The organism is Mycobacterium sp. Root135, from assembly GCF_001426545.1.
In the GTDB taxonomy this organism is placed as follows: Bacteria; Actinomycetota; Actinomycetes; order Mycobacteriales; family Mycobacteriaceae; genus Mycobacterium.
On record NZ_LMEZ01000002.1, the window covers coordinates 81,574 to 90,861 of the forward strand.

The 9,288-nt window shown below is 65.3% G+C and carries 8 protein-coding genes; 6 read left to right on the forward strand and 2 right to left on the reverse strand.

Translation table 11 applies throughout. The features are described from left to right. Positions 1-11: 11 nt before the first annotated feature. Together ASD37_RS07790 and ASD37_RS07795 are read right to left on the reverse strand one after the other, a co-directional pair. Entirely contained in the window at positions 12-929 is a 918-nt protein-coding gene (locus tag ASD37_RS07790; RefSeq protein ID WP_056550271.1) for a carbohydrate kinase, read from the reverse strand. Then, positions 926-2,344 (reverse strand): mannitol dehydrogenase family protein, encoded by a 1,419-nt coding sequence (locus ASD37_RS07795; protein ID WP_056550273.1) that lies wholly within the window; start codon positions 2,342-2,344, stop codon positions 926-928. The genes ASD37_RS07790 and ASD37_RS07795 overlap by 4 nt, the downstream gene beginning before the upstream one ends. Positions 2,345-2,544: 200 nt before the next feature. Here ASD37_RS07795 and ASD37_RS07800 point away from each other — a divergent pair, with 200 nt between their 5' ends. The 6 genes from ASD37_RS07800 to ASD37_RS07825 are packed head-to-tail and all read left to right on the forward strand — an operon-like array spanning position 2,545 to position 9,146. Beyond that, complete coding sequence (locus tag ASD37_RS07800; protein WP_082570021.1) at positions 2,545-3,531, forward strand: sugar-binding domain-containing protein; 987 nt, start codon at positions 2,545-2,547, stop codon at positions 3,529-3,531. A gap of 24 nt (positions 3,532-3,555) precedes the next feature. Next, a complete protein-coding gene (locus tag ASD37_RS07805; RefSeq protein ID WP_056550326.1) occupies positions 3,556-4,929 on the forward strand; it encodes a sugar ABC transporter substrate-binding protein in 1,374 nt (457 codons plus the stop codon). After that, entirely contained in the window at positions 4,929-5,903 is a 975-nt protein-coding gene (locus ASD37_RS07810; RefSeq protein ID WP_056550276.1) for a carbohydrate ABC transporter permease, read from the forward strand. Before ASD37_RS07805 ends, ASD37_RS07810 begins: the two co-directional genes overlap by 1 nt. A gap of 2 nt (positions 5,904-5,905) precedes the next feature. Beyond that, a complete protein-coding gene (locus tag ASD37_RS07815) occupies positions 5,906-6,775 on the forward strand; it encodes a carbohydrate ABC transporter permease (protein ID WP_056550278.1) in 870 nt (289 codons plus the stop codon). A gap of 14 nt (positions 6,776-6,789) precedes the next feature. Beyond that, the gene (locus ASD37_RS07820; RefSeq protein WP_056550281.1) at positions 6,790-7,878 is read left to right on the forward strand and encodes an ABC transporter ATP-binding protein; all 1,089 of its coding nucleotides are present in this window, start codon (positions 6,790-6,792) and stop codon (positions 7,876-7,878) included. Further along, on the forward strand, positions 7,878-9,146 hold the full coding sequence (locus ASD37_RS07825) for a DUF4032 domain-containing protein (RefSeq protein ID WP_056550283.1): 1,269 nt from the start codon (positions 7,878-7,880) through the stop codon (positions 9,144-9,146). The genes ASD37_RS07820 and ASD37_RS07825 overlap by 1 nt, the downstream gene beginning before the upstream one ends. The last annotated feature ends 142 nt before the right edge of the window (positions 9,147-9,288 follow it).

Consider the following 9,288-nt stretch of genomic DNA (forward strand, 5'->3'; position numbering starts at 1 on the left):
GGCCCACGGCCTCACCCCAATTGAAGAGCGGCGCGATCCGGAAGGTCGGCCCCCGCGCGGGCGACGGTCACCGCCGAGGCGTGTGCCGCCGCTCGCAGCACGCTCTCCAGCGCGTCGACGTCGATGCGGGCCAGGTCCGCACGCCGGTCGCCGCCCAGGAGGTCCAACGACCACAGCGCGTCGATGAGACCGGTCATGAAGGAGTCGCCTGCGCCGACGGTGTCGACCACCTCGACCGGGCGCGCCGCGACGCGCACGGTGCCCGCGGTGCACACCGCGAACGAGCCGTCTCCGCCCATGGTGACCACCACGATCGACGGGCCGAGGCTCTGCCATGCCGTCGCGATTTGTTCGGGCGTGCGGGTCGGGTCGATCCAGTGCAGGTCCTCGTCGCTGGCCTTGACCACGTCGGCCTTCTCGACGAGCCGGTTGATCCGGTCGACGGCCTGATCGTGGTCCTCGATGAGGGCGGGCCGGACGTTCGGGTCGAACGTGATGGTGGCGGCGAGGCGGTAGGCGTCGAGCAGCGCGGCCGTCGCGAGGCAGCCCGGGTCGAGGAATCCGGCGATCGACCCGGTGTGGGCGACCAGCGGGGGAGCGACCTCCGGTGTCCCGCTCAGCTGCCACTCGATGTCGAATGTGTAAGTCGCAGCGCCATTTTCGTCGATGGCGGCGGCAGCCGTCGGCGTGCGCTCTGCGCCGGTGCTGCCCGGCACCAGCCGTACGCCGGACGCCTCGACGTACTCGACGATGCGCCGGCCGCGCTCGTCGTCGGCGATGTGGGTGAGGAAGTCGACGCCGCGGTCCAGCCGGCCCAGTCCGACGGCGACGTTGAGTGGGCTTCCGCCGACGTGCTCGCCGAGCACCTTGCCTTCTCGCGCGACGATGTCGATCAGCGCCTCGCCGATGACGAGGGCGCGGTTCGTCATCGCTCGTCCGAGTTCAACAGCGCCTCCAGCGTGGCGCGAGATCCCACGCGGTGCAGCGAATCCAATGCCCACAGGTAGGCCTCGACGAAGCGTGGCTCGGCGGCGAGTTCGCCGAACAGCGCGGTGTTCTCGATGAATGTCGTCGGATTCTCGAGTTGCGACTTGGCCAGTGGCACCAGGGTGTCCGCGAGGTTGTCCTGGACGTCGATCGGCTCGCCCTGTTCATCGACGCCCTCGGCGTAGCGGGCCCAGCTTGCGACGGTCGCCGCGGACAACCTCACTGGCTCACCGGAACGCAGGTTCTCCTTGATGACCGGCACCAGCCATTGCGGGATGCGGTCCGAGGAGCCGAAGCACAGCCGGACGATGGTGTCGCGCACGCTGGGATTGGCGAAGCGGTCGATGGCGGTCTGCTTGAACTTCGGGAGGTCGATGCCGGGAACGGGCTTGAGGGTCGGGGTCGCCTCCGTGTCCATGTACTCGAGAAGGAACTTGGCGAACAAGGGGTCGCCTGCCGCGTCGGCCACGAGTCGGTAGCCGGCCAGATACGCGAAGTAGCAAAGGGCTTGATGGCCCGCGTTGAGGAGTCGCAGCTTCATCAGCTCGTAGGGCGTGACGTCGTCGACCAGCAGCACGCCGACCTCGTCGTACGGCGGTCGACCGTCGGAGAAGTCGTCGTCGAGCACCCACGCGGTGAACGGTTCCGCCGCGACCGGCCACGCGTCGTCGACACCGGAGTCGGCGGCGAGGTTCTCGATCACGTCCGGCGTGGTGACCGGCGTGATCCGGTCGACCATCGAGTTGGGGAAGCGTGTGTTGGCCCTCATCCACTCGGCCAGGTCGGGTTGCGTCCGCTCGGCGTAGGTGGTGAACGCCTCTCGGGCGACGTCGCCGTTGCCCTCGATGTTGTCGCAGGACACGATCGTCGGCGACGGAATGCCTCGTTCCTTGCGCCGGGCGAGCGCCGCGGTCACCAGACCGAAGACGCTGTCCGGGCCGGCGTCGTCGACGAAGTAGCCACCCTCGGTGATGGTCAGTTCGACGATGCGGGTCGTCGGAGCAGCGATCAGTTCGATGACGGCCTCTGGGTCGTCGGGCGCGAACTTGTAGTCGACGATCGAACCGATGACCCGTGCGTCGCGGGTGCCATCGGGGTTCATCAAGATCAAGGTGTAGAGGCCGTCCTGGTCGGCCATGACCGTCGCCATCTTGCGGTCGCCGGGCAGTACGCCGACGCCGCAGATGCCCCACTCCTTGGCCTTGCCGTCGGAGAGCAGCCGGTCGAGGTACATCGCCTGGTGGGCTCGGTGAAAGCCGCCCACCCCGAAATGCACTATGCCGACGCTGATCTCACTGCGATCGTAGGACGGCTTCGAGATCGTGATCTCGGAAAGGGACGCGTTGTTGAGCTTCATGACCTGGTCACCACTTTCTCGACGCTACCCGGCGTTGGGTAGGCGTCGGCATGAAATCGGACGGTCTGAACCGTCGTTTTGCCTCGAAACGGTCGCTGCACTGAAAGTGTTGTGTAGGTCACATTCACATGTTAGCGTGATGAGCATCTACACGCGACCCCGAGCATTTGCTCACTAACTTCGCCGAAAGGGGACCGGAGATGGTGGCGACACCGACGTCGAACACCCAAGTGGCGGAACCCCCCGCGGATGCGGCCCCAAACGGCGGCGCAACGCCCGAGGATCTGCGTCTCGCCCTCCGCGCGGCCACGCTCTACTACCTCGACGGACTCACGCAGGCCGAGATCGCCGCCAAGCTTGGCGTATCACGGCCCACCGCAGGCAGGTTGATCGCCAGGGCCAAGGCCAGAGGGCTGGTGCGCATCGAAGTAGTCGTGCCGCCGACCATGAAGGACGACCTGCACGCCGACGAGGAACGCCTGCTCGAGCAGCGGTACGGGCTGACCGAAGCTGTGGTCACCGGACACTTGGGTCGAGCGGCGGGCGCCCTCCTCATGAGGCGGCTGTCCGAGAACGACGTCCTCGGCTTCACCTGGGGGCCCGAGCAGGTTGCCGCCGTCACCGCCTTGGCCCCCGGCGTGGCCAGCTGCCGCGTGGTCGTCCAACTCGACGGCGCGATGTCCACCGCCGCCTATCAGACGGGCATGGAGTTCATCCTCAGTCGCGGTGCGGACATGTTGCGCGCCAGTGCAATGCGCCTTCCTGCACCCTTGTACGCCGACCCGTCGACCGTCGTGTCCATGCGGAGCGACTCGGTGATCTCGCGGACGCTTGAGACCGGTCGGCGCGCCGACACCATGTTGTTCGGCGTCGGTTCGGTGAGCACGTCGACCACGTTGTTCGAAGGCAGCTTCCTCGACACGCGGATGCTCGACGAACTCGTGTCGCTCGGAGCCGTCGGCGAAATCGGCGGTCGCTTCTTCGACGCCGAGGGTGCGCCAGTGGTCACCGAGCTCGCCCACCGGGCGGTGTCGGTGCCGCTCGAGGACATCCGCAACTGCGACAAGACCATCCTGATTTGCAGTGGGCCACCCAAGCACGAAGCGACGCGGGCCGCTCTTCGCGGTGGATTGGGGAAACTTCTGGTATGCGACATCGATTGTGCACGTTGGCTCTTGGATCAGTAGTACTCAACGAGGAGTGAGGTGAAGATGAAAGCAACACGAGCATTGCGAAAGCTCTCGGTGTGCGCGGTGGCCCTGGGGCTGACGCTGACCGCGGGCTGTTCGGGCGCAGGCAGTCTCGGCGCATCGGACAACGAGGTGACCATCGCCCTGGTGTCCAACTCGCAGATGACGGACGCGCAGAAGTTGTCGCCGGAGTTCGAAAAGGCGAACCCCGGCATCAAGTTGAAGTTCATCTCGCTGTCGGAGAACCAGGCGCGCGCGAAGATCACCATGTCGACCGCCATGGGTGGCAGTCAGTTCGACGTCGCGATGATCAGCAACTTCGAGACGCCACAGTGGGCGAAAGACGGTTGGCTGTTGCCCCTTTCGGACTACGCGAAGAACACCCCGGGCTACGACGAGGCAGACTTCATCCCGTCGCTGCGCGACTCACTGTCCTACGAGGGCAGCATGTACTCGGTCCCGTTCTACGGCGAGTCGTCGTTCCTGATGTACCGCAAGGACATGTTCGAACAGGCTGGCATCACGGTAAACCCGGACCCGAGCTACCAGCCCACCTGGCAGGAGGTCGCCGAGTGGGCTAAGACCATCAAGGCCAAGCAGATCTCGGATGCGGGTATTTGCCTGCGTGGCAAGCCCGGCTGGGGTGAAGTGCTGGCGCCGCTGGACACCGTCATCAACACCTTCGGCGGCCGCTGGTTCGACGACAAGTGGAACGCGCAGCTCAACAGCCCCGAGGTGAAGAAGGCCGTCAACTTCTACGTCAACACGATCAAGGAATCCGGAGAATTGGGCGCGTCCTCAACGGGTTTCCAGGAATGCGCCAACCTGTTCGGTCAGGGTCAGACGGCGATGTGGTACGACGCGACGTCGGCGGTTTCGACGATCGAGGATCCCAAGACGTACCCCGATCTGGTCGGCAAGATCGGTTACCTGCCCGCACCGATCGTGGAGAAGCCCAACTCGGGCTGGCTCTACACGTGGGCACTCGGTATCCCGAAGGCGGCCAAGAACCCCGACGGTGCCTGGAAGTTCATCTCGTGGATGACGAGCAAGGACTACATGAAGCTGGTGGGCGAGAAGTTGGGCTGGGCTCGCGTCCCACCCGGCAGCAGAACGTCGACCTACACGTCTCTTCCGGAGTATGAGGCGATCTCGAAGTCGTACGGTCCGTTGACGTTGCAGTCGATCACCAACGCGACGCCGAACAAGCCCACGGTGCAACCGGTTCCGTACACCGGCGTGCAGTTCGTCGGCATCCCCGAGTTCCAGGATCTCGGCACTCGGGTGAGCCAGCAGATCAGTGCAGCCATCGCCGGCCAGATAACGGTCGACGAGGCACTGGAGCAAGCACAGAAATACGCCGAGGTCGTCGGCAAGAGCTACCAGGAGAAGTGATGACTCTTACCGCTGAAACCGAGTCGGACGCCAGTCAGGGGGCGGTCGCGGAACGGGTTCGAAAGATCCGCGAAGCCCAAGACACCGGCGTGAGTCGGGCCGAGGGATGGCGCCGACGAGGACCGCTACTGCCCGCGCTGATCTTCATGATCGCCGTGACGCAGGTGCCGTTCCTGTTCACGCTGTACTACTCGACGCTGTCCTGGAACCTGGTCCGGCCAGGGTCACGGCAATTCGTCGGAATCAACAACTACATCGCCGTCGTCAACGACAGTCAGTTCTGGTCGGTGGCGGGTAACACCGTCATCCTCATCGTCGGCGTGGTGTTGATCTCGGCGCTGCTCGGCCTCGGAATCGCGCTACTGCTCGATCGCGCGTTCCTGGGTCGCGGCGTCGTCCGCACCCTGTTGATCACGCCCTTCCTGATCACCCCGGTCGCGGGTGCCCTGGTCTGGAAGACGACGATCCTCGACCCCAACAACGGCATCCTCAACTGGGTGCTGTCGCTGGTGGGCATCGGGCCGGTGGACTGGATCGGTCAGTTCCCGCTGACGATGGTGATGGTCGAATTGATCTGGCAGTGGACGCCGTTCATGATGCTGCTGATCCTGGCCGGACTGACGTCCATGCCGCGGGACCAGCTCGAGGCGGGCCGGGTCGACGGTGCCACCGCGATCCAGCTCTTCCGGGAGTTGACGCTGCCGCACCTTCGCCGCTTCATCGAATTGGGCGTCGTGCTCGGAGCCATCTACCTGGTCAACACGTTCGACGCCATCTTCATGATGACGCAGGGCGGGCCGGGCGTCGCCAGTGCGAACCTGCCGTTCTACATCTACCAGCGCGCGTTCCTCGGCTTCGACATGGGGCAGGCGGCAGCGATGGGCGTGGTGGTCGTCATCTTCACGATGATCATCGCCAGCTTCGCGCTCCGATTGATCTTCAAATCATTCTCCGGCAAGGAAGAGGCGGCTTAGACATGACGACCACTGCCGAAAGGGCAACGGCCACAGACGAGGCCGCGCCCGTCCACAAGAAGAAGTCGAAGAAGTTCAGCCCGTGGGGGATCGTCGCCTGGCTCGTCGGGCTTGGGTTCTTCTTCCCGGTGTTCTGGATGGTGCTGACGTCGTTCAAGCAGGAGAGTGACGCGGCGACCAACCCGCCGACGCTGTTCTTCACGCCGACCCTGGATCAGTACTCCGCGGTCTTCGACCAGGGCATCGGGCCCGCGATGTTGAATTCGGTGTTCGCCACCGGGATGTCGACGATCCTGGTGCTGCTGCTGGGTGTGCCTGCCGCGTTCGCGCTGTCGTTGCGCCCGGTCCGCAAGACGTCGGACGCGCTGTTCTTCTTCATGAGCACCAAGATGTTGCCCGTCGTCGCGGCGATCCTGCCGCTCTACGTGATCGTGTCCAACCTCGGTCTGCTGGATAACATCTGGGCGCTGGTCGTCCTCTACACGTCGATGAACCTGCCCATCGCCATCTGGATGATGCGCTCGTTCTTCCTCGAAGTCCCAGGCGAATTGCTCGAGGCCGCCAGCCTCGACGGCGCCAGCCTGTGGCGATCGGTGCGGGAAGTGATCCTGCCGCTGGTCTCACCTGGCATCGCGGCAACGGCGCTCATCTGCGTGATCTTCGCCTGGAACGAATTCTTCCTTGCGGTGAACCTCACCGCGGTGAACGCCCAGACGATGCCGGTGTACCTCGTCGGCTTCATCGCCGGTGAGGGTCAGTACTGGGCCGTGCTCTCGGCCGCGGCCACGATGGCCGCCCTTCCGGTGATCCTGTGTGGCTGGTTCGCCCAAAACAAGCTCGTTCGTGGTCTTTCCTTCGGCGCCATCAAGTAGAGGAGTTAAACACAATGGCTGCAATCACTTACAAGAACGCATCGTGCATCTACGAGGGGTCGGACAAGCTCGCGGTCGACAACCTCAACCTCGACATCCAGGACGGTGAGTTCGTCGTCCTGGTCGGACCTTCGGGTTCCGGCAAGAGCACCGCGCTGCGCATGCTCGCCGGACTCGAGGACATCGACGAGGGCAGTATCGAGATCGGCGGCAAGGACATGACGGGCGTGCCGTCGAAGGACCGCGACATCGCGATGGTGTTCCAGAACTACGCGCTGTACCCCAACAAGACCGTCGCCGAGAACATGGGCTTCGCGCTCAAGCTGCGCGGCGTGTCGGCCGAGGAGCGTCGCGCGAAGGTCGAGGAGGCCGCCAAGGTTCTCGACCTGACCGAGCACCTGGATCGCAAGCCCGCCAAGCTGTCCGGTGGTCAGCGCCAACGCGTGGCGATGGGTCGCGCCATCGTGCGCGAGCCGCAGGTGTTCTGCATGGACGAGCCGCTGTCCAACCTCGACGCCAAGCTGCGCGTGCAGACCCGTACGCAGATCGCGGCGCTGCAGCGCCGACTCGGCACCACCACCGTCTACGTCACGCACGATCAGGTCGAGGCGATGACGATGGGTGACCGGGTGGCCGTCCTGCGCTTCGGTAAGTTGCAGCAATTCGCCTCTCCCAACGAGCTTTACGATCGCCCGGCGAACGCGTTCGTCGCGGGGTTCATCGGCTCGCCCGCGATGAATCTGTTCACCGCGACGGTCACGTCCGACGGGGTGAAGCTCGGCGATTCGACGTTCGAGCTGGAGCGCGACGACCTGGCGAAGATCAGCCAGGCCGGTCTTTCCGAGGTCACCGTCGGCGTTCGGCCCGAACAGCTCGAGGTCGCCGAATCCGGTGGGGTGGAGGTCGTCGTCGACCTCGTCGAGGACCTGGGTGCCGAGGCCTACATCTATGCCCACGCGGGCTCGGGCAGCGATGGCACCGAGTTGGTGGCGCGCTGCAATCCGCGCACGGCACCGCGGCTGGCCGACACGGTGCGCCTGCGCAGGCATCCGGAGGGGGCAGTGCACCTGTTCCACCCGACCTCGGGCGAGCGCCTGAACTGATGCGTGCGCCGGAGTTGCGGCTCCGCGCACCAACCCCGGATCTTCTCGGGTTGCCATGGGACAGGCCGCTTTCGGAGTGGGTGGTGCCCGACGTCCCGTTGCGCGACATCGCGGTGGGCATGAGTCGCCACCTGGTGAAGTTCGTCGACGCCGACGGTCATCTCTGGGCGGTGAAGGACATGCCGCCGCGGATCGCGATCAAGGAGTACGACGTCCTGCGGCAGCTCGAGGAGATGGGCCTGCCCGCAGTGCATCCCGCGGGGCTGGTGCTGCAGCCGGAGTTCGAGACCGCGATCCTGGTGACCCGGTACCTCGAAGGGTCTTGGCAGTACCGCCGGCTGTTCATGCGGCTGCCGCCGGACCAGCCGAGGCACCGGGCTCGGCTGCTCGACGCGATGGCGGGCTTGCTCGTCGAACTGCACCGGCACGGGGTGTTCTGGGGTGACTGTTCGTTGGCGAACACGCTGTTCTCGCGCGACGGGCAGCTCCTCCAGGCGTGGTTGGTCGACGCCGAGACCTCGGAGGTGCATCCGCGGTTGAGCCGTGGTCAGCGTCGACACGATCTCGAAATCCTGGTGGAGAACGTGGCGGAGGGCCTCGTCGACCTGGCCGAGCGGCTCGGCCTTCCCGAGGAGATCCACCAGACCCTGATCGCCGAGGCCGAACAGGTCCAGGTGCGCTACGACACGCTGTGGGACCTGCTGCACGCCGAGCCCGTGTTCGGCTTCGCCGACCGGTATCGCGTCGAGGGCACCATTCGCCGGCTCAACGACCTTGGCTTCGCCGTCGACGAATTGTCCTTGCAGCCAGACGGATCGGACCCGAGCCGCATGCGGGTGAAGGTGGCGGTTGGTGACCGCAGGTATCACGCACAGCACCTTCGGGATCTCACCGGTCTCGACGTCGGCGAGGGCCAGGCGGCCATCCTGCTTGGCGACCTGCACGCGTATCAGGCGCAGCTGGCCAGGGAGGCGGGCCACGACGTGGACGAGTCGACGGCCGCGCGCCTGTGGGTAATCGAGATCCTGACCCCGTACCAGCAATTGGCGCACGACGTCGTCGGCCAACGCGGTACCGCGATCCAGGCGTACTGCGATCTGCTCGAGGTGCGCTGGCTTCTGAGCGAGAGGGCAGGTCGCGACGTCGGCACCAACAAGGCGCTCGCGGCATTTGCCGGGGACGTCATCCCCACCGATTCCGCGGCGAAGATGTCGGTCGCCGAGGTGCCGACGGCGCCGTTCGCGGTGCTGGAGATGGACGATGACTAGCTCTTAGAGTCTTCTTACGAAAAACGTCAGAGAGTCTTCAATGTTCGAACGTATGTTCGATGTATGGACGTGGGTGGGGTGCAGGCGGCGGTGACTGCGCTGCGTGCGGCCCATGATGCGGTGGCGGCGTTGTCCTTCGACC

Coding starts and splice junctions, on each gene's coding strand:
- ASD37_RS07805 (WP_056550326.1), top strand. CDS start 3,556: ATGAAAGCAACACGAGCATTGCGAAAGCTCTCGGTGTGCGCGGTGGCC.
- ASD37_RS07795 (WP_056550273.1), bottom strand. CDS start 2,344: ATGAAGCTCAACAACGCGTCCCTTTCCGAGATCACGATCTCGAAGCCG.
- ASD37_RS07825 (WP_056550283.1), top strand. CDS start 7,878: ATGCGTGCGCCGGAGTTGCGGCTCCGCGCACCAACCCCGGATCTTCTC.
- ASD37_RS07820 (WP_056550281.1), top strand. CDS start 6,790: ATGGCTGCAATCACTTACAAGAACGCATCGTGCATCTACGAGGGGTCG.
- ASD37_RS07810 (WP_056550276.1), top strand. CDS start 4,929: ATGACTCTTACCGCTGAAACCGAGTCGGACGCCAGTCAGGGGGCGGTC.
- ASD37_RS07815 (WP_056550278.1), top strand. CDS start 5,906: ATGACGACCACTGCCGAAAGGGCAACGGCCACAGACGAGGCCGCGCCC.
- ASD37_RS07790 (WP_056550271.1), bottom strand. CDS start 929: ATGACGAACCGCGCCCTCGTCATCGGCGAGGCGCTGATCGACATCGTC.
- ASD37_RS07800 (WP_082570021.1), top strand. CDS start 2,545: ATGGTGGCGACACCGACGTCGAACACCCAAGTGGCGGAACCCCCCGCG.